20 protein-coding genes are annotated in these 25,114 nt (G+C 60.2%); 9 read left to right on the top strand and 11 right to left on the bottom strand.

What is annotated here, in order from left to right; genetic code table 11:
• The first annotated feature begins 55 nt into the window (after positions 1-55).
• The gene (locus tag HU755_RS17875; protein ID WP_186634992.1) at positions 56-1,585 is read left to right on the top strand and encodes a DHA2 family efflux MFS transporter permease subunit; all 1,530 of its coding nucleotides are present in this window, start codon (positions 56-58) and stop codon (positions 1,583-1,585) included.
• 127 nt (positions 1,586-1,712) lie between these two features.
• On the opposite strand, the gene lpxH is transcribed toward HU755_RS17875, so the two are convergent.
• Complete coding sequence (lpxH, locus tag HU755_RS17870) at positions 1,713-2,465, bottom strand: UDP-2,3-diacylglucosamine diphosphatase (protein WP_186634988.1); 753 nt, start codon at positions 2,463-2,465, stop codon at positions 1,713-1,715.
• A complete protein-coding gene (locus HU755_RS17865; protein ID WP_186549931.1) occupies positions 2,462-2,968 on the bottom strand; it encodes a peptidylprolyl isomerase in 507 nt (168 codons plus the stop codon). Before HU755_RS17865 ends, lpxH begins: the two co-directional genes overlap by 4 nt.
• A 251-nt stretch (positions 2,969-3,219) precedes the next feature.
• Between HU755_RS17865 and HU755_RS17860 the strand changes: the two genes are divergently transcribed.
• Positions 3,220-4,917 (top strand): glutamine--tRNA ligase/YqeY domain fusion protein, encoded by a 1,698-nt coding sequence (locus tag HU755_RS17860; RefSeq protein WP_186549934.1) that lies wholly within the window; start codon positions 3,220-3,222, stop codon positions 4,915-4,917.
• 18 nt (positions 4,918-4,935) lie between these two features.
• On the top strand, positions 4,936-6,318 hold the full coding sequence (cysS, locus tag HU755_RS17855; RefSeq protein ID WP_186634985.1) for a cysteine--tRNA ligase: 1,383 nt from the start codon (positions 4,936-4,938) through the stop codon (positions 6,316-6,318).
• 199 nt (positions 6,319-6,517) lie between these two features.
• Here cysS and HU755_RS17850 read toward each other — a convergent pair whose 3' ends face one another.
• Positions 6,518-8,353, bottom strand: a complete 1,836-nt coding sequence (locus HU755_RS17850; RefSeq protein ID WP_186634982.1) for a sigma-54-dependent Fis family transcriptional regulator — start codon at positions 8,351-8,353, stop codon at positions 6,518-6,520.
• Between the two features lie 373 nt (positions 8,354-8,726).
• On the opposite strand from HU755_RS17850, the gene HU755_RS17845 reads away from it, so the two are divergent.
• Genes HU755_RS17845 through HU755_RS17820 form a run of 6 tightly spaced genes read left to right on the top strand, consistent with a single transcriptional unit; the run spans position 8,727 to position 14,679 of the window.
• The gene (locus HU755_RS17845; protein WP_186634979.1) at positions 8,727-9,821 is read left to right on the top strand and encodes an ABC transporter ATP-binding protein; all 1,095 of its coding nucleotides are present in this window, start codon (positions 8,727-8,729) and stop codon (positions 9,819-9,821) included.
• Complete coding sequence (locus HU755_RS17840; RefSeq protein WP_186634976.1) at positions 9,821-10,933, top strand: ABC transporter ATP-binding protein; 1,113 nt, start codon at positions 9,821-9,823, stop codon at positions 10,931-10,933. The genes HU755_RS17845 and HU755_RS17840 overlap by 1 nt, the downstream gene beginning before the upstream one ends.
• On the top strand, positions 10,930-11,796 hold the full coding sequence (locus HU755_RS17835; RefSeq protein WP_007912484.1) for a carbohydrate ABC transporter permease: 867 nt from the start codon (positions 10,930-10,932) through the stop codon (positions 11,794-11,796). Before HU755_RS17840 ends, HU755_RS17835 begins: the two co-directional genes overlap by 4 nt.
• A 9-nt stretch (positions 11,797-11,805) precedes the next feature.
• The gene (locus HU755_RS17830) at positions 11,806-12,606 is read left to right on the top strand and encodes a carbohydrate ABC transporter permease (RefSeq protein ID WP_186634973.1); all 801 of its coding nucleotides are present in this window, start codon (positions 11,806-11,808) and stop codon (positions 12,604-12,606) included.
• Positions 12,607-12,616: 10 nt separating this feature from the next.
• Entirely contained in the window at positions 12,617-12,889 is a 273-nt protein-coding gene (locus tag HU755_RS17825; protein WP_038861868.1) for a DUF2160 domain-containing protein, read from the top strand.
• 47 nt (positions 12,890-12,936) lie between these two features.
• A complete protein-coding gene (locus tag HU755_RS17820; RefSeq protein ID WP_186634970.1) occupies positions 12,937-14,679 on the top strand; it encodes an ABC transporter substrate-binding protein in 1,743 nt (580 codons plus the stop codon).
• Positions 14,680-15,065: 386 nt separating this feature from the next.
• Here HU755_RS17820 and nuoN read toward each other — a convergent pair whose 3' ends face one another.
• Genes nuoN through nuoG form a run of 8 tightly spaced genes read right to left on the bottom strand, consistent with a single transcriptional unit; the run spans position 15,066 to position 25,059 of the window.
• Positions 15,066-16,529, bottom strand: a complete 1,464-nt coding sequence (gene nuoN / locus HU755_RS17815; protein WP_024013420.1) for an NADH-quinone oxidoreductase subunit NuoN — start codon at positions 16,527-16,529, stop codon at positions 15,066-15,068.
• 7 nt (positions 16,530-16,536) lie between these two features.
• A complete protein-coding gene (nuoM, locus tag HU755_RS17810; protein WP_186634967.1) occupies positions 16,537-18,069 on the bottom strand; it encodes an NADH-quinone oxidoreductase subunit M in 1,533 nt (510 codons plus the stop codon).
• 39 nt (positions 18,070-18,108) lie between these two features.
• Complete coding sequence (nuoL, locus tag HU755_RS17805) at positions 18,109-19,962, bottom strand: NADH-quinone oxidoreductase subunit L (RefSeq protein ID WP_186551804.1); 1,854 nt, start codon at positions 19,960-19,962, stop codon at positions 18,109-18,111.
• Positions 19,959-20,267 (bottom strand): NADH-quinone oxidoreductase subunit NuoK, encoded by a 309-nt coding sequence (nuoK, locus tag HU755_RS17800; RefSeq protein ID WP_003180046.1) that lies wholly within the window; start codon positions 20,265-20,267, stop codon positions 19,959-19,961. Before nuoK ends, nuoL begins: the two co-directional genes overlap by 4 nt.
• A 3-nt stretch (positions 20,268-20,270) precedes the next feature.
• Positions 20,271-20,771, bottom strand: coding sequence for an NADH-quinone oxidoreductase subunit J (gene nuoJ / locus HU755_RS17795; RefSeq protein ID WP_007951462.1), 501 nt, complete (start codon positions 20,769-20,771; stop codon positions 20,271-20,273).
• A 9-nt stretch (positions 20,772-20,780) separates the two neighbouring features.
• A complete protein-coding gene (gene nuoI / locus HU755_RS17790) occupies positions 20,781-21,329 on the bottom strand; it encodes an NADH-quinone oxidoreductase subunit NuoI (RefSeq protein WP_186534151.1) in 549 nt (182 codons plus the stop codon).
• A gap of 11 nt (positions 21,330-21,340) precedes the next feature.
• On the bottom strand, positions 21,341-22,348 hold the full coding sequence (nuoH, locus tag HU755_RS17785) for an NADH-quinone oxidoreductase subunit NuoH (protein ID WP_039763316.1): 1,008 nt from the start codon (positions 22,346-22,348) through the stop codon (positions 21,341-21,343).
• Complete coding sequence (gene nuoG / locus HU755_RS17780; protein WP_186634964.1) at positions 22,345-25,059, bottom strand: NADH-quinone oxidoreductase subunit NuoG; 2,715 nt, start codon at positions 25,057-25,059, stop codon at positions 22,345-22,347. The genes nuoH and nuoG overlap by 4 nt, the downstream gene beginning before the upstream one ends.
• Positions 25,060-25,114: the final 55 nt, after the last annotated feature.

Below are 25,114 nucleotides of genomic sequence, written 5' to 3'. Positions count from 1 at the left end.
AAGGCCGGCTGTGTTCATCAGGACGCAGCGCCAACCCGGTTTCATAGGATTCACCATGAGCAATAACGCTTCTTTCACGCCGCCCAGCCTGTTGCTCAGCACCATCGGTCTGTCGCTGGCGACGTTCATGCAAGTGCTCGACACGACCATCGCCAACGTCGCACTGCCGACGATCTCCGGCAACCTCGGCGTGAGTTCGGAGCAGGGCACCTGGGTCATTACTTCGTTTGCGGTGAGTAATGCGATTGCTCTGCCGCTCACCGGTTGGCTCAGCCGCCGCTTCGGCGAGGTGAAGCTGTTTCTGTGGGCGACCATGCTGTTTGTGCTGGCGTCGTTTCTCTGCGGAATCTCGACCTCGATGCCCGAGCTGATTGGCTTTCGGGTGTTGCAGGGGCTGGTCGCCGGGCCGCTGTACCCGATGACCCAAACCCTGTTGATCGCGGTGTATCCGCCGGCGAAACGCGGGATGGCCCTGGCGTTATTGGCGATGGTCACGGTGGTTGCGCCGATTGCCGGGCCCATTCTCGGTGGCTGGATCACCGACAGTTACAGCTGGCCATGGATCTTCTTCATCAACGTGCCGATCGGCATCTTTGCGGTGATGGTGGTGCGTTCGCAACTGGCTAAACGGCCGGTCGTGACCAGCCGTCAGCCGATGGATTACGTCGGGTTGATTACGCTGATCATCGGCGTCGGTGCGTTGCAGGTGATCCTCGACAAGGGCAATGACCTGGACTGGTTCGAGTCGAACTTCATCATCGTCGGCGCGGCGATTTCTGTGGTGGCGCTGGCGGTGTTCGTGATCTGGGAAATGACCGACCGCCATCCGGTGGTCAACCTGCGCCTGTTCGCCTATCGCAACTTCCGTATCGGCACGCTGGTGCTGGTGTTGGGTTACGCCGGTTTCTTCGGCATCAACCTGATCCTGCCGCAGTGGCTGCAAACGCAAATGGGCTACACCGCGACCTGGGCCGGTCTGGCCGTGGCACCGATCGGTATTCTGCCGGTGCTGCTGTCGCCATTTGTCGGCAAGTACGCGCACAAGTTCGACCTGCGTCTGCTCGCCGGCATTGCGTTTCTGGCGATTGGCCTGAGTTGCTTCATGCGCGCCGAGTTCACCAATGAGGTCGACTTTCAGCACATCGCCCTGGTGCAGTTGTTCATGGGCATTGGCGTGGCGCTGTTCTTCATGCCGACGTTGAGCATTCTGATGTCGGATCTGCCGCCGAGCCAGATTGCCGACGGTGCCGGTCTGGCGACATTTCTGCGCACGTTGGGCGGCAGCTTTGCGGCCTCGCTGACGACGTGGATCTGGATTCGCCGGGCCGATCAGCATCATGCCTACATGAGCGAGAGCATCAGCACGTTCGAGCCGGCGACGCGCGAGACCTTGAATACGCTGGGCGGGGCGGGTCAGTCGGCGTATGCGCAGATGGATCAGATTCTGACCAGTCAGGCGTACATGTTGTCGACCGTGGATTACTTCACGCTGCTCGGGTGGGGGTTCATGGGGTTGATCTTGATCGTGTGGCTGGCGAAGCCGCCGTTTGCCGCCAAGGCCGGACCTGCCGCCAGCGGGCATTGAGGCACTACGCGGTCAAAAATGTGGGAGCGGGCTTGCTCGCGAAGGCGATGTGTCATTCAGCGTTGATTTGTCTGATACACCGCTTTCGCGAGCAAGCCCGCTCCCACATTGGGTTTTGTGTTCGGCTTTAGAGAGTGGGGGCGGGCAGGGCAGGCGGCGGGGCAAAATCGAACGGCGCCAACGCGTACCCGCTCTCATCCACCTGCAACGCCCAGCCCTGACGATCCCAGTCGCCCAGGACAATCCGCTTCGCCGCCTGCTCACCGAGCTGCAACTTGTGAATCGCCGGGCGGTGGGTGTGCCCGTGAATCAGGGTTTTCACCCCGAACGCCTGCATGATCCGCGGAATTTCTTCCGGCGTGACATCGACGATGTCATTGGCCTTCATCCGCACCTGAGCCCGGCTTTCGTTGCGCAGTTTGCGCGCCAGTGTGTGCCGGGTACGCAAGGGCAGGTTGCGCAGGATAAACAGGGTGATCGGGTTACGCAGGTAGCGGCGCAGTTTCATATAGCCGACGTCGCGGGTGCACAGGCTGTCGCCGTGCATCAGCAGCACCGGCTCGCCGTAGAACTGCACGACACTCGGGTCCTTCAACAGCGTGCAGCCGGCCTCTTTGCAGAACGCCTTGCCGAGCATGAAGTCGCGATTGCCGTGCATCAGAAAGATGGCCGTGCCGCTGTCGCTCAAATCGCGCAGTGCCTGGCAGATGGAACGCTGAAAGGGCGTCATGGCGTCATCGCCAATCCACGCCTCGAAAAAGTCGCCGAGGATGTACAACGCACTCGCCGAGCGGGCGCGTCCGGCGAGCAAATCCAGAAACGCCCGGGTAATGTCCGGGCGCTCCTCTTCCAGATGCAAGTCTGAAATCAGCAATATCACGCTGCGATGATCTCGGCTTTCTCGATGATCACGTCGTCAGCAGGTACGTCCTGGTGGCCGGCCTTGGAAGTGGTCGACACGCCCTTGATCTTGTCGACAACGTCGGTGCCTTCGGTGACTTTACCGAATACCGCGTAGCCCCAGCCCTGCACGTTCTTGCCGCTGTGGTTGAGGAAGGTGTTGTCGGCAACGTTGATGAAGAACTGCGCCGAAGCCGAATGCGGCTCCATGGTGCGGGCCATGGCGACGGTGTACTTGTCGTTGGAAAGACCGTTGTCCGCTTCGTTCTGGATGCTTGGACGCTTGTCTTTCTTTTCTTTCATGCCAGGCTCGAAACCGCCGCCCTGGATCATGAAGTTACCGATGACGCGGTGGAAAACGGTGTTTTCGTAGTGACCGGCCTTCACGTATTCGATGAAGTTGGCAACGGTGATCGGCGCCTTTTCAGCGTTCAGTTCGATGACGATGTCGCCATGGTTGGTGGTCAGTTTGACTTGAGTCATGGTCATTACTCTGTATAGGGAATTCGTGGTTTTCCGACACCTGGCCTGAAAACCGGTTCAGCCTGCTTCGGCCAAGGTGCGCAGTTTAGCGTGACAGGCGCGAATTTCGAGGCGGTTTTTCATTTCGCGGTGATTAAATGCATGCCTTTATAGGGCCTGCTCTGTCAGGCCCTTGACAGCATCGGCTATGATAGCGGCTTTGTTTTGTCTGGCCCCTCTTTGCGGCCGCGCACATGTAAGTCAAGGATCCTATGAGCAAGCCCACTGTCGACCCTACCTCGAATGCCAAGTCCGGCCCTGCCGTGCCGGTCAACTTCCTGCGGCCGATCATCCAGGCAGACCTGGACTCGGGCAAGCACACCCAGATCGTGACCCGCTTCCCGCCGGAGCCCAACGGCTACCTGCACATCGGCCACGCCAAGTCGATCTGCGTGAACTTCGGCCTGGCCCAGGAGTTCGGTGGTGTCACGCACCTGCGTTTCGACGACACCAACCCGGCCAAGGAAGATCAGGAATACATCGACGCGATCAAAAGCGACGTGCAGTGGCTGGGCTTCGAATGGGCAGGCGAGGTGCGCTACGCCTCGCAGTATTTCGACCAGTTGCACGACTGGGCGGTCGAGCTGATCAAGGCCGGCAAGGCCTACGTCGATGACCTGACCCCCGAGCAGGCCAAGGAATACCGTGGCAGCCTGACCGAGCCGGGCAAGAACAGCCCGTTCCGTGACCGTTCGGTTGAGGAAAACCTCGACCTGTTCGCGCGCATGAAGGCCGGTGAATTTCCGGACGGTGCTCGCGTACTGCGCGCGAAGATCGACATGGCTTCGCCGAACATGAACCTGCGCGACCCGATCATGTACCGCATTCGCCACGCCCATCACCACCAGACCGGTGACAAGTGGTGCATCTACCCGAACTACGACTTCACTCACGGTCAGTCGGACGCGATCGAAGGCATCACCCACTCGATCTGCACCCTCGAGTTCGAAAGCCATCGTCCGCTGTACGAGTGGTTCCTCGACGCGCTGCCAGTGCCGGCGCACCCGCGCCAGTACGAGTTCAGCCGTCTGAACCTCAACTACACCATCACCAGCAAGCGCAAGCTCAAGCAACTGGTTGACGAAAAGCACGTCAATGGTTGGGACGATCCGCGCATGTCCACGCTGTCGGGCTTCCGCCGCCGTGGCTACACACCAAAATCGATCCGCAACTTCTGCGAAATGATCGGCACCAACCGTTCCGACGGCGTGGTTGACTTCGGCATGCTCGAATTCAGTATCCGTGACGACCTCGACCACAGCGCACCGCGCGCCATGTGCGTGCTGCGTCCGCTGAAAGTGGTCATCACCAACTACCCGGAAGGCCAGGTCGAAAACCTCGAACTGCCACGCCACCCGAAAGAAGACATGGGCGTGCGCGCGTTGCCGTTCGCCCGGGAAATCTACATCGACCGCGAAGACTTCATGGAAGAGCCGCCGAAGGGCTACAAGCGCCTGGAACCGGCCGGTGAAGTGCGTTTGCGCGGCAGCTACGTGATCCGTGCCGACGAAGCGATCAAGGACGCCGACGGCAACATCGTCGAACTGCGTTGCTCGTACGACCCGGACACCCTCGGCAAGAACCCGGAAGGCCGCAAGGTCAAAGGCGTGATCCACTGGGTGCCGGCCGCCGCCAGCGTCGAGTGCGAAGTGCGTCTGTACGATCGCCTGTTCCGTTCGCCGAACCCGGAAAAGGCCGAAGACAGCGCCAGTTTCCTCGACAACATCAACCCTGACTCGCTGCAAGTGCTGACCGGTTGTCGCGCTGAGCCATCGCTCGGTAACGCACAGCCGGAAGACCGTTTCCAGTTCGAGCGCGAAGGTTACTTCGTCGCTGATTTGAAGGACTCGAAACCCGGTCAGCCGGTATTCAACCGTACTGTGACCCTGCGTGATTCGTGGGGCCAGTGAGTGAGTCAAGGAACTAACGTGCTAACGATCTACAACACGCTCACCAAGAGCAAAGAAGTCTTCAAGCCGCTGGATGGCAACAAGGTGCGCATGTACGTCTGCGGGATGACCGTGTACGACTACTGCCACCTCGGCCACGGCCGCAGCATGGTCGCGTTCGACCTGGTGACGCGCTGGTTGCGCTTCAGCGGTTATGACCTGACCTACGTGCGCAACATCACCGACATCGACGACAAGATCATCAATCGTGCCCGCGAGAACGGTGAATCGTTCGAAGCGCTGACCGAGCGCATGATCGCCGCGATGCACGAAGACGAAGCACGGTTGAACATCCAGAAACCGGACATGGAACCGCGCGCCACCGATCATATCGCTGGCATGCACGCGATGATCCAGACCCTGATCGACAAGGGCTACGCTTACGCGCCAGGCAATGGTGACGTGTACTACCGCGTCGCCAAGTTCATGGGCTACGGCAAGCTGTCGCGCAAGAAGATCGAAGACCTGCGCATTGGCGCGCGTATCGAAGTCGACGAGTCGAAAGAAGACCCGCTCGACTTCGTGCTGTGGAAAGCCGCCAAGCCGGGCGAGCCGAGCTGGGAATCGCCATGGGGCGCAGGACGTCCGGGCTGGCACATCGAGTGCTCGGTCATGTCGACCTGCTGCCTCGGCGAGACCTTCGACATTCATGGCGGCGGCAGCGACCTGGAGTTCCCGCACCACGAAAACGAGATCGCCCAGAGCGAAGCGGCCACCGGCAAGACCTACGCCAACGCGTGGATGCATTGCGGGATGATTCGCATCAATGGCGAGAAGATGTCCAAGTCGTTGAACAACTTCTTCACCATCCGCGACGTACTCGACAAGTACCACCCGGAAGTCGTGCGCTACCTGCTGGTGTCGAGCCACTACCGCAGCGCGATCAACTACTCGGAAGACAACCTCAAGGACGCCAAGGGCGCACTGGAGCGTTTCTACCACGCGCTGAAAGGTCTGCCGTCTGTGGCGCCGGCCGGCGGCGAAGCGTTCGTCGAGCGTTTCACCACGGTGATGAACGACGACTTCGGCACCCCCGAAGCGTGCGCCGTGCTGTTCGAGATGGTGCGCGAGATCAACCGTCTGCGTGAGAGTGATCTCGATGCAGCGGCCGGTCTGGCGGCGCGCTTGAAAGAACTGGCGAGTGTGCTGGGCGTGTTGCAGCTCGAGGCCGATGACTTCCTGCAGGCAGGCGCTGAAGGGCGTGTCGATGCGGCAGAAGTGGATGCGTTGATTGCCGCGCGTCTGGCGGCTCGGGCGGGTAAGGATTGGGCCGAGTCGGACCGGATTCGTGATCAGCTCACGGCGATGGGTGTGGTGCTGGAAGATGGCAAGGGTGGCACGACCTGGCGTCTGGCGGACTGATTGCCTTGTCTGCTTTAAAACAAAACCCGCCTTGTGCGGGTTTTGTTTTTTCTTCCTCAGGACCAGAGTTGACCGGCTGACGCCTTCGCGAGCAGGCTCGCTCCCACATTGGATTTGCGTCATGCATGCTCTTGTGATCGACACAAGTCCCCCCTGTGGGAGCGAGCCTGCTCGCGAAGAGGCCCTTGAGGTCACCTTATCATTCAGCCTGCCGCAACCGTTTATAGAGCGTATTGCGACTCACCCCCAACCGCCGCGCCAGATGCGAAATATTCCCCCCAGCCGCCTTCAACTCCCGATTCAACGCGTCAACATCATTCAAATCCAGCCCCAGCGGCGGCGCCGTCTCCACTGGCTCCATCTCCAGATCGACAAAAAAATCATCCGGCAAATGCTCCGGCCGCACCGGTTGCTCTTCTGCCATCGCCAAAGCGACCTGCATCACGCTGCTGACCTGTCGCAAATTCCCCGGCCACGGATGCTTTTCAAACAATTCCAACACCTCTGGGCTCAGCCCCGCCCATTGCGTCGGCTCACGATGCTGTTCCCACAGTCGCTTGAACAACGCCTGTTTATCACTGCGCTCACGCAGCGGCGGCAGTTCCAGGGTCAGGCCGCCGATGCGGTAATACAGATCTTCACGGAAGCGGCCCAACTGCACTTGCTCGCGCAACGAGCGATTGGTCGCCGAGATAATTCGCAGATCCACCGGGAACAATTCGCTGCTGCCCACCGGTTGCACGCAACGTTCCTGCAACACTCGCAACAGGCGCGCCTGGGTTGGCAGCGGCATATCGCCGATCTCATCGAGGAACAGCGTGCCTTTGTCGGCCTTGCGGATCAGGCCGATGCTGCCTTTCTGGTTGGCGCCGGTGAAAGCGCCTTTCTCGTAGCCGAACAGTTCCGACTCGACCAGCTCGGCGGGGATGGCGGCGCAGTTGACCGCAATAAATGCCTGTTTGCTGCGTGAACTGGCCTGGTGCAGGGCTTTGACGAAGACTTCCTTGCCGACCCCGGTTTCGCCGTGAATCAACAACGGAATGTCTTTTTCCAATAACCGTTCGGCCTGGCGCACGGCTTTTTCCACGCGGCTGTCGCCGAAATGCAGCGTATTGAGGCTGATCGCACTGGCTGACGCACGCTTGTCCTCGGCGACAAACACCCGCGCCTGAACCGGCGCCTGTTTCGGTCGTTTCAACAAGCATTGAAAACGGTTGCGCCCGCAAGTCTGCAAGGCAAACGGCAACCCCTCGGGCTGATTGATCAGCTCCAGCAGCGAGACCTTAAACAGGCTTTCGACGCTGACCCGTGACAGGCGCACACCGAGCAAGTTGTCGGCGCGGCGATTGGCCGAAAGCACCTGACCGCTCTCATCGAAAATCAACAACCCGGCCCATTGGCTGTCGAGGTTGTTCAAACCGGTGTTGAAGGTCAGTTGAAAATGCTGGCCATGAAACAGGTTGAGGATCAACCGGTTCTCCACGGTCTGGCTCATCATTTTGACCATGCCGAGGGTGTGCGAGGGCGGCAGGTAGCTGTCGCTGGACACATCCAGCACGGCGATGACCTTGCGCTCGGCATCGAAAATCGGCGCGGCGGAGCCGGTCATGAAGCGGTTGGCCTTGAGAAAATGCTCGTCGTGTTCGATGTGCACTGCCTGTTCGCAGGCCAGCGCAGTGCCGATCGCATTGGTGCCGCTGCTGCGTTCCATCCAGCTCGCCCCGGCCTGAAAGCCCCGCGCCAGATTCGGCTCGATAAACCGCTGGGTGCCCCACGAAGTCAGCACCTGGCCCTGATTGTCGGCGAGCATGATCAGGCAATTGGAGTTGCTGAGGATGTTTTCGTAATAGGGCAGGACCTCTTGGTGGGTGGTCTGCACCAGTGAATGATGACTGTCGAGCAGGCGCGCAATGCCGGCCGCAGGCAATTGATCGAAGGCCGGTGTGCTCTGATGGTCGAGACCGAACGCGCGGCAACGTTGCCAGGAAGTCTGGACGATCGCGTCGTGGGACAGCGGCGAAGCAGGTGCGGCCATGGGGGCGAGCCTCTGAGTGCAGCGATTTTATTATTGTTATGAACCCGATTCTGAAACCGATATAGACCCCCTGTAGGAGTGAGCCTGCTCGCGATAGCGGTCTTTCAGATAAATTTCATCGACTGACACACAGCTATCGCGAGCAGGCTCACTCCTACAATTGACCGGCGGTGACGGTCAGATCGGGTGCATAGAGTGTTGTTCACTATTGTTCATTGTCAATCACCCCACTGTTCAAAAGTGTTCAGCTGTGAACGCCTCGTTTCCACGTAACCAGCGATTCTCAAACCAAATCAACCACTTGCTATTTCTGGCACGAATGTCGCTCTGTTGCTTAGGTCGCTTGACTCCAAAAAATAAAAAAGGCCGAGCCATGTCACTCACCCTGGAGCACGTCAGCCGTACCGTCGAGGGCCAGATCTGGATCGACGATGCGTGCCTGAAATTCGAACCCGGATCTTTCAACGTCTTGCTCGGGCGCACCCTGTCCGGCAAAACCAGTCTGATGCGCCTGATGGCCGGTCTGGACAAGCCCGACAGCGGTCGCGTGCTGATGAACGGCGTCGACGTCACCCAGCGCCCGGTGCGTCTGCGCAATGTGTCGATGGTCTATCAGCAGTTCATTAATTACCCGACCATGACGGTGTTCGAGAACATCGCCTCGCCGCTGCGCCAGGCCGGTATTTCCAAAGAGATCATCCACAGCAAGGTGCAGGAAACCGCACGCATGCTGCGCATCGAGAAGTTCTTGCAGCGCTATCCGCTGGAACTATCCGGCGGTCAGCAGCAGCGTACGGCCATGGCTCGCGCGCTGGTCAAGGACGCCGAACTGATCCTCTTCGATGAACCCTTGGTCAACCTCGACTACAAGCTGCGCGAAGAGCTGCGCCAGGAGATGCGCGAGCTGTTCAAGGCGCGCCACACCATTGCCATCTACGCCACCACCGAACCCAACGAAGCACTGGCCCTCGGCGGCACCACGACCATCCTGCACGAAGGCCGGGTGATCCAGAGTGGGCCGTCGACCGAGGTTTACCATCAGCCGCAAACGGTACTGGCGGCGGAGTTGTTCTCCGAGCCGCCGATCAACCTGATGCCCGGGCGCATTGTCGGCAACGAAGTCAGCTTTGCCAACTTCGTACACTTCCCGTTGAACGTTGACTTGCGCCCGGTGGGCGAGGGCGAGTTCCGCTTCGGCGTGCGCCCCAGCCATATCTCGCTGGTGCCGAGCAATGACGATGATCTTGAGTTGGCCGTGACCGTTGAAGTCGCCGAGATCAGCGGTTCGGAAACCTTCCTGCACGTGCGTAACGAGCATTTCCTGCTGGTGCTGCACCTGCCCGGGGTTCACGAATACGACGTCGATGCGCCGATCCGCATTTATATCCCGACCCATAAACTGTTCGTTTTCGATGCGCAGGGCCGTCTGGTGCAAGCACCGGGCCGGCGTGTCGCGAGGGTTGCCTGATGGCCGAAATCCGATTGCAGCACCTCGCCCACAGTTACAGCAAAACCCCGAGCGGCGCGGAAGATTATGCGATCCGCGAAATGGACCACATCTGGGAGCAGGGCGGGGCGTACGCCTTGCTCGGCCCGTCCGGATGCGGCAAGTCGACCTTGCTCAACATCATTTCCGGCCTGCTCAGCCCTTCACAGGGCCACGTGCTGTTCGATGGTAAAGCGGTCAACGACCTGACCCCGGAGAAGCGCAACATCGCTCAGGTTTTCCAGTTTCCGGTGGTCTACGACACCATGACCGTGTTCGATAACCTCGCCTTTCCCCTGCGAAATCAGGGCATGGCCGAGGCGAAAGTGCACAGCAAGGTGCAGGAAATTGCCGAAGTGCTCGACCTGCAGAATCTGTTGAGCAAGAAAGCACGCAACCTCACCGCCGACGAAAAGCAGAAAGTCTCGATGGGTCGTGGTCTGGTGCGCGACGATGTTTCGGCAATCCTCTTCGACGAGCCGCTGACGGTGATCGACCCGCACCTGAAGTGGAAGCTTCGGCGCAAGCTCAAGCAGATCCACGAGCAGTTCAACATCACCATGGTCTACGTCACCCACGATCAACTGGAGGCCTCGACCTTTGCCGACAAGATCGCGGTGATGTACGGCGGCCAGATCGTCCAGTTCGGTACGCCACGGGAATTGTTCGAGCGGCCGAGCCACACCTTTGTCGGCTATTTCATCGGCAGCCCGGGGATGAATCTGATTGAGGTGCAGGCGCAACCCGGTGGCGTCGGTTTCGCCTCGACCCACCTGCCCCTGTCCGGCGCCATGCAGCGTCATATCGAGCACGGTCAGTGGAAAAATCTGAAGGTCGGCATCCGTCCCGAGTTTATTCATGTCTGGGACGAGCCGTTTGACGATGCGATGCAGGCAAAAGTCGTACACGTCGAAGACCTTGGCACCTACAAGATCATGACCCTCAACCTCGACGGCGCGCCGTTGAATGTGCGTCTGGCCGAAGACAAACCGGTGCCGCAGGGCACGGCGTACATCAGTTTCCCGGCGCAGTGGCTGATGGTCTATGCCGATGAATTTTTGCTGGAAGTCAGCGACGAGGAGGCGCAGCCATGAACAAGGTGCAGAACAACAAGGCCTGGTGGCTGGTGTTGCCGGTGTTCCTGCTGGTGGCGTTCAGTGCGGTGATCCCGATGATGACCGTGGTCAACTATTCGGTGCAGGACATCTTCGACCAGTCCAGCCGCTACTTCGTCGGTGCCGACTGGTACAAGCAGGTACTGCTCGACCCGCGTTTGCACGATTCGCTGCTGCGCCAGTTCATCTATTCGGCCTGTGTGCTGCTGATCGAAATCCCGCTGGGCATCGCCGTCGCGCTGACCATGCCGACCAAGGGCCGCTGGTCCTCGGTGGTGCTGATCATCCTGGCGATTCCGCTGCTGATTCCGTGGAACGTGGTCGGCACCATCTGGCAGATTTTTGGCCGCGCCGACATCGGCCTGCTTGGCTCCAGCCTCAACGCGATGGGCATCAGCTACAACTACGCGGCCAATACCATGGACGCCTGGGTGACCGTGTTGGTGATGGACGTCTGGCACTGGACTTCGCTGGTCGCGCTGCTGTGTTTCTCCGGTTTGCGGGCCATTCCCGACGTGTATTACCAGGCTGCACGGATTGATCGGGCCTCGGCCTGGGCGGTGTTCCGCCACATTCAACTGCCCAAGCTGAAGAGCGTGCTGCTGATCGCGGTAATGCTGCGCTTCATGGACAGTTTCATGATCTACACCGAGCCGTTCGTGCTCACCGGCGGCGGGCCGGGTAATGCCACGACCTTCTTGAGTCAGACGTTGACGCAGATGGCGGTAGGGCAATTCGACCTCGGTCCGGCAGCGGCGTTTTCGCTGGTGTACTTCCTGATCATTCTGTTGGTGTCCTGGCTGTTCTATACCGCCATGACGCACTCCGACGCCAACCGCTGAGGCCCGGCCATGAGCAAAAAGAAGCTTATTCCGTTGCTGATCTACATCCTGTTCCTGCTGGTGCCGATCTACTGGCTGCTGAACATGTCGTTCAAGAGCAACACCGAAATCCTCGGCGGCCTGACGCTGTTTCCGCAGGCTTTCACGCTGGCGAACTACAAGGTGATTTTCACCGATCCGAGCTGGTACACCGGCTATCTGAACTCGCTGTATTACGTCAGCCTCAACACAGTGATTTCCCTGAGCGTGGCGCTGCCGGCGGCTTACGCGTTTTCACGCTATCGTTTCCTCGGTGACAAGCACCTGTTCTTCTGGCTGTTGACCAATCGCATGGCGCCGCCGGCGGTGTTTTTGCTGCCGTTCTTCCAGTTGTATTCGTCAATCGGTCTGTTTGACACGCACATCGCCGTGGCCTTGGCGCACTGCCTGTTCAACGTGCCGCTGGCGGTGTGGATTCTTGAAGGTTTCATGTCCGGCGTGCCCAAGGAGATCGACGAAACCGCCTACATCGACGGCTACAGTTTCCCCAAGTTTTTCGTGAAGATTTTCATCCCGTTGATCGGCTCCGGCATTGGTGTCACGGCGTTTTTCTGCTTCATGTTTTCCTGGGTCGAACTGCTGTTGGCGCGCACGCTGACCTCGGTCAACGCCAAGCCGATTGCGGCGGTAATGACGCGAACGGTGTCGGCATCGGGGATCGATTGGGGCGTGCTGGCAGCGGCGGGGGTGTTGACCATCCTGCCGGGCATGCTGGTGATCTGGTTTGTACGCAACCACGTGGCCAAGGGCTTTGCCCTCGGTCGAGTCTGAGGAGCTGATGATGGAATGGATGAGCTGGACGACACCGACCGCCGCGTTCTTCATCGGCATTGGTCTGATTCTGGTGGGCATGACCACTTGGGAATTGCGCTCGCCGAGCATTCTGCGGCGCGGGTTTTTGCCGATTGCCACCACCCGTGGCGATCGCTTGTTTATCGGTCTTCTCGGCAGCGCCTACCTGCATCTGCTGGTAATCGGCGTCACCGACTGGAGCATCTGGGTGGCGTCCGCGTTGTCCCTGGTGTGGCTGTTGGCTGTGATGCGTTGGGGCTAGTCGAATCGTTCGGCAACGCGGCTCCACAACTTAAACAGGAGGTCTCTATGTTCGATAAAAACAATAAGCTGCGACATAGCATTTCATTGGCAGCCATGCTGGCACTCAGCGGTTTGAGCGCATCTGCCTGGGCCGACGCCTATGAAGATGCTGCGAAAAAATGGATCGGCAGCGAGTTCAAGCCCTCGACCCTGACGGCCGAACAGCAGCTCGAAGAATTGAAGTGGTTCATCATGGCCGCCGAGCCGTTTCGCGGCATGGACATCAAGGTCGTTTCCGAGACCCTGACCACCCACGAATACGAGTCCAAAGTGCTGGCCAAGGCCTTCAGCGAAATCACCGGAATCAAGCTCACCCACGACTTGCTGCAGGAAGGCGACGTGGTCGAGAAAATGCAGACAGTGATGCAGTCGGACAAGAACATCTATGACGGCTGGGTCAATGACTCCGACCTGATCGGCACGCACTTTCGCTACGGCAAAACCGAATCGATCACCGACCTGATGGCCAACGAGGGCAAGAACTTCACCTCGCCGACTCTCGACCTCAAGGACTTCATCGGTATCTCCTTCACCACCGCGCCGGACGGCAAAATCTATCAGTTGCCCGACCAGCAATTCGCCAACCTGTACTGGTTTCGCGCCGACTGGTTCGAGCGTGCCGACCTGAAAGCCAAGTTCAAGGAAAAGTACGGTTACGAGCTGGGCGTGCCGGTGAACTGGTCGGCCTATGAAGACATCGCCAAATTCTTCAGCGAAGACGTCAAGGAAATCGACGGCAAGCGCGTCTATGGCCACATGGACTACGGCAAGAAAGACCCGTCGCTGGGCTGGCGCTTCACCGATGCCTGGTTCTCCATGGCCGGCGGCGGCGATAAGGGCATTCCCAACGGTTTGCCAGTGGACGAGTGGGGCATTCGCGTCGAAGACTGCCACCCGGTCGGCTCCAGCGTGACCCGCGGCGGCGACACCAACGGCCCGGCGGCAGTGTTCGCGACCACCAAATACGTCGACTGGTTGAAGAAGTACGCGCCACCGGAAGCGGCGGGCATGACCTTCTCCGAGTCCGGCCCGGTGCCGTCGCAAGGCAACATCGCTCAGCAAATCTTCTGGTACACCGCGTTCACTGCCGACATGACCAAACCGGGCCTGCCGGTGGTCAATGCCGACGGCACGCCGAAATGGCGCATGGCGCCTTCGCCGCGCGGGCCGTATTGGGAAGAGGGCATGAAGCTCGGCTATCAGGATGTGGGGTCGTGGACGTTCATGAAGTCCACGCCTGAGAAACAGAAACTGGCGGCGTGGCTGTACGCGCAGTTTGTCACGTCGAAAACCGTGTCGCTGAAGAAAACCATCGTCGGTCTGACGCCGATTCGCGAGTCGGACATCAACTCCCAGGCGATGACCGATCTGGCACCGAAGCTCGGCGGCCTGGTCGAGTTCTACCGCAGCCCGGCCCGCGTGCAATGGACCCCGACGGGAACCAACGTGCCGGACTATCCGCGTCTGGCGCAGTTGTGGTGGAGCCACATCGCCGAAGCGGCCAGTGGCGAGAAGACCCCGCAACAGGCGCTTGATGGCTTGGCCAAGGATCAGGACCGCATCATGGAACGCCTCGAACGCTCCAAGGCTCAGGCAGTTTGTGCTCCGAAGATGAACCCGGAGCGCGATGCTCAGTATTGGTTCGATCAGCCGGGCGCACCGAAACCGAAACTGGCGAACGAGAAGCCGAAAGGTGAAACCGTGAGTTACAGCGAACTGCTGAAATCGTGGGCGGATGCACGTAAGTGACGGTTGATTTATGAAATATGAACGGCACCGGGAGGTGCCGTTTTTTTTGGGGTGCCTGATCTGCCGCTTTCGCGAGCAGGCTCGCTCCCACAGGAATCTCAGGTGTCATCGGATTTTTTGAGTAGCACGATCCAATGTGGGAGCGAGCCTGCTCGCGAAAGCGGTGGGTCAGTTAGCATATCCATCGACTTGTAGACGCCATCGCGAGCGGGCTCACTCCTACAACGGCTTGCGATGCACCCGGATGCTATGAGCGACACACAAACCTGTGGGAGCGGGCTTGCCCGCGAAGAGGCCAGCACAAACACCCACGATATCGATATCTATAAAAACAAAAACGGCACCCGAAGGTGCCGTTTCCATGTGTAGCCAGATCAGCCAGGCAATCAGCCCGCCAGACCCGCCTGTTGTACCAGCACCAGCAATGGCTGCGGATAAACACCCAGGAAGAACGCAACCAGGGCGATGGCCAGCAACATGACGCCGCCTGCCTTCTGTTCCCAGTGCAACTGGGCGTCGTGGCGACGCAGGTTTGGCTCGATCAGGTAGAGGGTGACCATCACGCGCAGGTAGTAGAACACGCCGATGGCGCTGCCCAGAACCAGCGCACCCACCAGCCACCACTGACGCGTTTCGACGCCGCTGGCGATGATGTAGAACTTGCCGATGAAGCCGGCGGTCAGCGGGATGCCGGCCAGGGACAGCATCATCACGGTCAGCACGGCAGTCAGGTACGGACGGCGCCAGAACAGGCCGCGGTATTCGTACAGAGCGTCGGCGTCGCGGCCGTTGTACGGCGACGACATCAGCGTGATCACGCCGAACGCGCCAAGGCTGGTGATCACGTAGGTGACCAGGTACACGCCAATGGCTTCCACCGCCAGACCCTTGCTCGCCACCAGCGCGATCAGCAGATAGCCGAAGTGCGCAATGGACGAGTAACCGAGCAGACGCTTGAGGTTGCTCTGGGTCAGGGCCAGCAGGTTACCGAACAGGATCGAGGCGACCGCGATGACGCTCAACACGTCACTCAGTACACCACTGCTGGCAGCAGGGGAGAGCTGGAACAGACGCACCATCACCGCAAACACTGCCACCTTCGAAGCGGTCGCGAGGAATGCCGCCACCGGTGCCGGAGCACCTTCGTAAACATCCGGCGTCCACAGGTGGAACGGTACCAGCGACAGCTTGAACGCCAGACCGATCAGCATCATGCCCAGGCCCAGTTGCGCCAGCGGGCTTGGCAGACCAGTCGCGGCCAGGGCCTGACCGATGCCGACGAAGCTCAGTGAACCGGCATCGGCGTACAGCAACGCCATACCGAACAGCAGGAACGCGGAACCCGCGGCCGACAGCACCATGTACTTGATGCCGGCTTCCAGCGAACGCTTGTTGAAGAAGGCGTAAGCCACCAGACCGTAAACCGGTACCGAGAGCAGTTCCAGACCGATGAACAACCCGGCCAGATGCTGCGCGCTGACCAGCACCAGACCACCGGCAGCGGCCATCAGGATCAGCAGGTAAAGTTCTTCACGGTTGCCCGGGTAACCCGAACCGCCATCACCCAGATAGGCGTGGGCGAGGGTGACGCAGGCGAGGGTGGCGACCAGGATCATCGCCATGTACAGGCAGGCGAAGGCATCAATCTGCAGCAATGGGGTCACGGCCAAAGGCGCGACTTTCAGGGCCGGCAGGATCGACAGCAGCGCCAGGTTCAGACCCGCCACCGAAATCAGGAAGGTCTGCGAGTGGTTGCGGCGCCAGGCGATTGCCAGCATCACCACGATAATGGTGAGGCTGGTGATCAACAGTGGCGCAAGCGCAATAAAGTGTTGAATCGTGAATTCCATAGCGCTCTTACCGGGCCGAAGCGAGTTGAGAGAAGGCGGTGCCGAGCCACTGCTGCACGCCATGCATGGTGGCGGCAGAGGTGTCGAGGAACGGTTGCGGGTAGACGCCGAGGTAAATCAGCAGCACCGCCAGACCGAGCACCATGATCAGTTCGCGCGCGTCCATACCGTGCAGCACCGCGTCGGATTTCGACGGGCCGAAGTAGGCACGGTGGATCATGATCAGCGAGTAGACCGAACCGAACACCAGACCGGAAGTGGCAATCGCCGTGACCCATGGAGCGCTGGCGAAAGAGCCGATCAGGATCAGGAACTCGCCGACAAAGTTACCGGTGCCGGGCAGGCCCAGCGACGCGGCGGCGAAGAACAGGCTGATCGCCGGCAGGTAAGCGATACGCGACCACAGGCCGCCCATCTCACGCATGTCACGAGTATGCAGACGCTCGTACAACTGACCGCTGAGGATAAACAGTGCCGCTGCCGACAGACCGTGCGCGAGCATCTGGATCACCGCGCCTTGCAGCGCCAGTTGGCTGCCGGAGTAGATGCCGATCAACACGAAGCCCATGTGGGAAACGGAAGAGAAGGCGATCAGACGCTTGATGTCGGTTTGTGCAAACGCCAGGAATGCGCCGTAGAAGATCCCGATCAGACCGAGGGTCATGGCGATCGGCGCAAACTCGGCCGAAGCGTTCGGGAACAGCGGCAGGGCGAAACGCAGCAGACCGTAGGCCGCGGTTTTCAGCAGGATACCGGCGAGGTCGACGGAACCGGCGGTCGGCGCCTGGGCGTGAGCATCCGGCAGCCACGAGTGGAACGGTACGACCGGCAGCTTGACCGCGAAGGCGATGAAGAAGCCGAGCATCAGAATGTACTCGGTGGTCATCGACATCTTGGCTTTCAACAGATCGGCGTAGTTGAAAGTGATCACGCCAGTGTTGTTGAAGTTGACCAGCACCAGACCGAGGATCGCCACCAGCATGATCAGGCCGGAAGCCTGCGTGAAGATGAAGAACTTGGTCGCGGCGTAGATCCGGGTTTTCTTGCCGTCCGAAGAACTGTGACCCCAGAGCGCGATGAGGAAGTACATCGGCACCAGCATCATTTCCCAGAAGAAGAAGAACATGAACAGGTCGAGGGCGAGGAACACGCCGACAACACCGCCCAGGATCCACATCAGGTTCAGGTGGAAGAAACCAACGTGACGTTGAATTTCTTTCCACGAACACAGTACCGAGAGGATACCCAGCAGACCGGTCAGCAGGATCATCAACAGCGACAGGCCGTCGAGGGCCAGGTGCACGTTGATGCCGAAACGCTGGATCCAGACATGCTTGAACTCAAGCGCCCAGGTCGGATCGGCGCCCGGCGCCGGTGCGAATGAATAGTCACCGTGGGCCCACAGCCAGAGGCCGAGTGCGAGTTCCAGGGTCATGGTCAACAGCGCAATCCAGCGCGGGAGGGTAGCGCCGAAGCGCTCACCCATCCAGCACAGCAGGCCGCCGATGAAGGGGATCAGGATTAGCCAAGGCAGAATCATGACGGGCTCGTTTCCTTTCGCAAATTCGCAAGGTTCATATCAGACCGCTACCAGCACGATGGCGCCGATCACCAGCACGGCACCAGCAGCCATCGAGGCGGCGTACCAACGCAGTTGACCGGTCTCGGTGCGGCTCAGGGCAGTGTGACCACCCTTGGCCATACGCGGGATCAGACCGATGGTCTGGTCGAGCGGGTCTTTGCGCAGTACATGGCTGATCGCAAGGTACGGCTTGACGAACAGTTTGTCGTAGATCCAGTCGAAGCCCCAGGCAGCGAACCACCAGGCCGAAAGGAAACGGCCGATGCCGCTGTTGGCGATTGCCGTGACGAAGCGACGCTTGCCGAGGAACAGCAGGGCCGCCAGCAGGATACCGGCCAGGGCGATGGCGCCCGAGGCGATTTCCAGACTGTGCTTGGCTTCGCCGCCGGCATGACCAACGCTCTGCGGCAGAACGCCGTGCAGCGGCGGCACGATCATTGCGCCGACGAAGGTCGACAGCACGATCAGCACCGACAGTGGCAGCCAATGTGCAATGCCGTGACCGGCGTGGGCTTCGGTCTTGGCTTCACCGTGGAACGCGATGAAGATCAGGCGGAAGGTGTACAGCGACGTCATGAACGCACCGACCAGACCTGCATACAGCAGACCCTGGTTGCCGCTGGCAAACGCTTCCCAGAGGATTTCGTCCTTGGAGTAGAAGCCGGCGGTGACCAGTGGCAGAGCGGCCAGCGCAGCGCCACCGACGATGAAGCTGGCGTAAGCCAGTGGCAGCTTCTTCCACAGACCGCCCATCTTGAAGATGTTCTGCTCGTGGTGGCAGGCAACAATCACCGCACCGGACGCCAGGAACAGCAGTGCCTTGAAGAAGGCGTGGGTCATCAGGTGGAAGATCGCGCCTTCCCAGGCGCCAACGCCCAGCGCCAGGAACATGTAGCCGATCTGGCTCATGGTCGAGTAGGCGAGGATGCGTTTGATGTCGGTCTGCACCAGCGCGGCAAAACCGGCCAGTACCAGCGTTACGCCACCGACGATGCCGACCAGGTGCAGGATGTCTGGCGCCAGGGTGAACAGACCGTGGGTACGGGCGATCAGGTAGACACCCGCGGTCACCATGGTTGCAGCGTGGATCAGTGCCGAAACCGGGGTAGGGCCGGCCATCGCATCCGCGAGCCAGGTTTGCAGCGGCAGTTGTGCCGATTTGCCGACAGCACCGCCGAGCAGCATCAGGGTCGCCAGCGTGATCCAGAAGTCGCCGACCTGGAATTTCTGCGGTGCCAGCACCAGCAGTTCCTGAATGTTCAGCGTGCCCACTTGCTGGAACAGGATGAACAGGCCGATGGCCATGAACACGTCGCCGATCCGGGTCACGATGAAGGCCTTGAGTGCGGCGTTACCGTTGTTGCGGTTGCTGTAGTAGAAACCGATCAACAGGTACGAGCACAAGCCCACGCCTTCCCAGCCGAAGTACAGGAACAACAGGTTATCGCCGAGTACCAGGAACAGCATGCTGGCGATAAACAGGTTGGTGTACGAGAAGAAGCGCGAGTAACCCGCTTCGCCGCGCATGTACCAGGACGCGAACAGGTGGATCAGGAAACCTACGCCAACCACCACGCCGAGCATGGTGATCGACAGGCCATCGACGTAGAGGGCGAAGTCAGGCTTGAAGCCTTCCACCGCCATCCACTGCCAAAGCACCAGGGTGTAGTGACCGCCTTCGGGAGGCGCGACGTTGAATTGCCAGATGACGTAAGCGGTGACAATCGCCGACAAGCCAATGGAACCCACGCCGACCAGCGCCGAGAGGTTTTCCGACCAGCGTCCACGGGAGAACGACAGCAGCAGGAAACCGATTAGAGGAAATACGAAAGTCAGAAAGATCAGGTTCATCCGCGCATCTCACTGGCAGCGTCGATATCGAGCGTGTGGAAGCGGCGATACAGTTGCAGCAGGATCGCCAGGCCAATACTGGCCTCGGCGGCTGCCAGGCTGATCACCAGGATGAACATGATCTGTCCATCCGGCTGCGCCCAGCGGGCGCCCGCAACGATGAACGCCAGGGCAGAGGCGTTCATCATCACTTCCAGACTCATCAACACGAACAAAATGTTGCGGCGGACCATCAGGCCGACCAGACCAAGGCAGAACAGGATGCCGGCAACCGCCAGTCCATGCTCGAGAGGGATAGCAGGCATGTGTTACTCCTTCGCCTCGTTACGGCCCAAATGGAACGCCGTGACGGCTGCGGCGAGCAGCAGCATCGAGGCGAGTTCGACCACCAGCAGGTACGGGCCGAACAGGCTGATGCCCACGGCTTTCGCGTCTACGGTGGTGTGGCCGATGGCCTGGCCGCTCTGGTGAGCGAACAGCACATACAGCAGTTCGGCCAGCAGCAGGGCGGCAAGAATTACCGGCCCCGCCCAGATGCCGGGCTTGAGCCAGGTGCGTTCCTGCTGAACCGAGGCGGGCCCCAGGTTGAGCATCATCACCACGAACACGAACAGCACCATGATGGCGCCGGCGTAGGCGATCACTTCCAGCACACCGGCGAACGGTGCGCCGAGGGCGAAGAAAGTCATGGCCACGGCAATCAACGAGATGATCAGGTAGAGCAGGGCATGCACAGGGTTGGTGTTGGTGACCACACGCAGCGTGGACACAACAGCGATACCCGATGCGAAATAGAAAGCGAATTCCATCGTTCTTCCTTAAGGCAGCAAGCTCTTCACGTTGATCGGTTCGGCTTCGTTCTGCGCAGCGCCTTTCGGCTTGCCAGCGATTGCCATACCTGCAACACGATAGAAGTTGTAATCAGGGTTTTTGCCGGGGCCGGAGATCAACAGATCTTCTTTCTCGTACACCAGGTCCTGACGTTTGAACTCGGCCATCTCGAAATCCGGGGTCAACTGGATCGCGGTGGTCGGACAGGCTTCCTCGCAGAGACCGCAGAAAATGCAGCGCGAGAAGTTGATCCGGAAGAAGTCCGGGTACCAGCGACCGTCTTCGGTTTCAGCTTTCTGCAGCGAGATGCAACCCACCGGGCACGCCACGGCGCACAGGTTGCAGGCTACGCAGCGTTCTTCGCCATCCGGGTCGCGCGTCAGGACGATGCGGCCACGGTAACGCGGCGGCAGGTAGACCTGCTCCTCGGGATATTGCAGGGTGTCGCGCTTGCGAAAGCCATGACCGAAGATCATGACCATGCTGCGCAACTGGGTACCGGTACCCTTAATGATGTCGCCAATATATTTGAACATGGGTCAAATCCTCACTGAACCGCAACCGCAGGCGTGTTCAACAACACAACCGCAGCGGTTACCAGCAAATTGATCAGGGTCAGTGGCAGGCAGAATTTCCAGCTGAAATCCATCACCTGGTCATAACGCGGACGCGGGATGGAAGCGCGCAGCAGAATGAACAGCATGATGAAGAACGCGGTCTTCAATGCGAACCAGACGAAGGACAGTTGCGGCAGGATGCCGAACGGACCGTGCCAGCCACCGAAGAACAGGGTGACCAGCAGCGCCGAGATCAGGATGATGCCGATGTATTCACCGACGAAGAACATGCCCCATTTCATACCGGCGTATTCAATGTGGTAACCGTCGGCCAGTTCCTGTTCCGCTTCCGGCTGGTCGAACGGGTGACGGTGAGTCACGGCCACGCCAGCAATGAAGAAGGTACAGAAGCCGAAGAACTGCGGAATGATGAACCACAGGTTCTGCGCCTGGTACTCGACGATGTCGCGCATGTTGAACGAGCCGACCTGCACCACGATGCCCATCAGGGCCAGGCCCATGAACACTTCGTAGGACACGGTCTGCGCCGAGGCACGCAAGCTGCCGAGCAGGGCGAACTTGTTGTTACTCGACCATCCGGCGAACAGCACCGCATAGACCGATAGACCCGCCATCGCGAAGAAGAACAGCAGGCCGATGTTCAGATCCGCCACGCCCCAGGTCGGGGTGATCGGGATGATCGCAAAGGCGATCAGCAGGGCGGACATGGCCACCACCGGCGCCAGGGTGAAGATCACCTTGTCGGCAAACGGCGGGGTCCAGTCTTCCTTGAAGAACATCTTCAGCATGTCGGCAGCGATCTGGAACATGCCGAACGGGCCAACGCGGTTCGGACCGTAACGGTCCTGCCACCAGCCCAGCAGGCGACGTTCGACAAAGCTGAGCAAGGCGCCTGCGACCACTACGGCCAGCAGAATCACGATGGCTTTGATGACCGTCAGGATCACATCGATCACTTCAGGGGTGAACCAGGTCATTGCGCTGCCTCCTGCAGACCGTCGACGGACACGCCGGCGAATGCCGGTGGAATGCCGGCGATGCCCGCAGGCAATGCCACCAGACCGGCGCCCAGTTCTTCATTGATGCGCAGCGGCAGACGCAAGGTCTGGCCGGCCACGTTCAGGCTCAACAGGGCACCGTCGTTGACGCCGAGGCGGTCCGCTTCGGATTTCGCCAGAGCCACGTAAGGCGCCGGAATGCGCTCTTGCACCGGTGCAGCTTTCGAAGAGTTTTCTTCGCTGCCGAACAAGTGGAAGAACGGCACGGCTTGCCAGGTACCCGGCGCCGGACTGAACGCACGCGGCGCGGTGGCGAACCAGTTCAGCGAATCGCCAGTGCTTTCGATCAGGCGGGTGCCCGGATCGCCAGCGCGCAGGTGACCACCGACTTCGTCCTGGAACTTGTTCCACGCTTGTGGCGAGTTCCAGCCCGGCGACCATGCAAAAGGAACCTGCTGACGCGGTTCGGCAGAGCCCGAGTAACCTTCCATGGAGAAGGCGAACGCGGTGTCCTTGTCTTGCGGGGTGCGCGGTTCGTGGACGCTGATGTCGGCGCGCATCGCGGTGCGACCGGAATAACGCAGCGGCCCACGCGCCAGTTTCAGACCTTTGATGCGGAACGCAGCCGACGGTGCAGCGTCGACGATACGCGCCAGTTGCGCGGTGCTCGAAGCAACGGCGGCGGTAACGTGGTCGAGTTGCGTCCAGTCGATCGGCTGGTTGAGCAGGGTGGCGCGCAAGGCGTGCAGCCAACGCCAGCCTTCGTGAACCAGGATGCTCGCATCCATGTACTGCGGATCGAAAACCTGGAAGAAGCGCTGGGCGCGGCCTTCCTGGCTGACCAGCGTACCGTCGCCCTCGGCGAAGCTCGCCGCTGGCAGCACCAGTTGTGCGCGGTCGGTGGTAGCGGTTTTCTGATGGTCGGCGACGATCACCACTTTCGCGGCGTCCAGTGCGGCATCGACCTTGGCTTTGGCGGTGCGGGTGTACAGATCGTTTTCCAGCACGACGATCGCGTCGGCCTTGCCATCAATAACCGCTTGCAGCGCGGCGTCGACCGATTCACCACCGAGCATGGCCAGACCGAGGCTGTTGGCTTCCGGCACGATCAGGCTGATCGAACCGTTTTTCTCGCGCAGCTTCAATGCTTTGGCAATGTTGGCGGCGGCTTCGATCAGCGCTTTGGAGCCCAGCGAAGTACCGGCGATGATCAGCGGGCGCTTGGCGGCGAGCAGGGCGTCGGCGATGCGCTGCGCCAGTTCCAGCGCTTCGGCGTCCAGACCGTCAACGGCCGGGGCGCTGGCATCCAGTGCGTGAGCAACGGCAAAACCGATGCGCGCCAGATCGTCGGGAGCGGCGTGTACACATTCTTCGGCGACGTCGTCGAGCTTGGTTTCGGCGAGGCTGGCGATGAACAGCGGGTTCAGCGCGTGCTGACCGATGTTCTTCACGGCAGCGTCAAGCCAAGGCTGGACGCGCATGGCTTCGGCCATGTCTTCAGCCTTGCCCTTGACCGACTGACGCAGGGCCAGAGCCATACGCGCAGCGGTCTGGGTCAGGTCTTCGCCGAGGACGAAAATCGCGTCGTGGTCTTCGATCTCGCGCATGTTCGGCACGGGCAGCGGGCTGTCGTTCAGCACCTGCAGGACCAGACGGATGCGCTCCAGCTCGGAAGCCTCAATGCCCGAATAGAAGTGCTCGGCACCGACCAGTTCGCGCAACGCGTAGTTGCTTTCGAGGCTGGCACGCGGCGAACCGATACCGACGATGTTGCGACCGCGCAGCAGATCGGCGGCTTTATCCAGCGCAGCGTCGAGGCTCAGCTTGGTGCCGTCGGCCAGCAGCGGCTGACGTGGACGGTCGGTGCGGTTGACGTAGCCATAACCGAAACGGCCACGGTCACAGAGGAAGTACTGGTTCACCGAACCGTTGAAACGGTTTTCGATACGACGCAGTTCACCGTAACGCTCGCCCGGGGAGATGTTGCAACCGCTCGAGCAGCCGTGGCAGATGCTCGGGGCAAACTGCATGTCCCATTTGCGGTTGTAGCGCTCGGAGTGAGTCTTGTCGGTGAACACACCGGTCGGGCAGACCTCGGTGAGGTTGCCGGAGAACTCGCTCTCAAGCGTGCCGTCTTCAACGCGACCGAAATACACGTTGTCGTGAGCGCCGAACACACCGAGGTCAGTGCCGCCGGCGTAGTCCTTGTAGAAACGCACACAACGGTAGCAAGCGATGCAACGGTTCATCTCGTGGGAAATGAACGGGCCCAGTTGCTGGTTCTGGTGGGTGCGCTTGGTGAAGCGATAACGGCGCTCGTTGTGGCCGGTCATCACCGTCATGTCTTGCAGGTGGCAGTGACCGCCTTCTTCGCACACCGGGCAGTCGTGCGGGTGGTTGGTCATCAGCCATTCGACAACGCTGGCGCGGAACGCCTTGGATTCTTCATCGTCGATGGAGATCCAGGTGTTGTCGGTGGCAGGCGTCATGCAGGACATGACGATGCGACCACGGGTGTCGTTTTCGTCGGTGTACTGCTTGACCGCACACTGGCGGCAAGCCCCGACGCTACCAAGCGCGGGGTGCCAGCAGAAATATGGAATGTCGAGGCCCAGCGACAGACATGCCTGTAACAGGTTGTCTGCCCCGTCGACTTCGAGCGCTTTGCCGTCTACGTGGATAGTGGCCATGGTTCAAAGGTCTTCGTTGGCCCGGTGTCAGCGGGCGTGGCTAATGGAATCTTGT

The sequence above is a fragment of the Pseudomonas sp. SWRI111 genome, assembly GCF_014268555.1.
Lineage (GTDB): Bacteria > Pseudomonadota > Gammaproteobacteria > Pseudomonadales > Pseudomonadaceae > Aquipseudomonas > Aquipseudomonas hamedanensis.
This window is presented reverse-complemented; position numbering and strand designations above follow the sequence as displayed.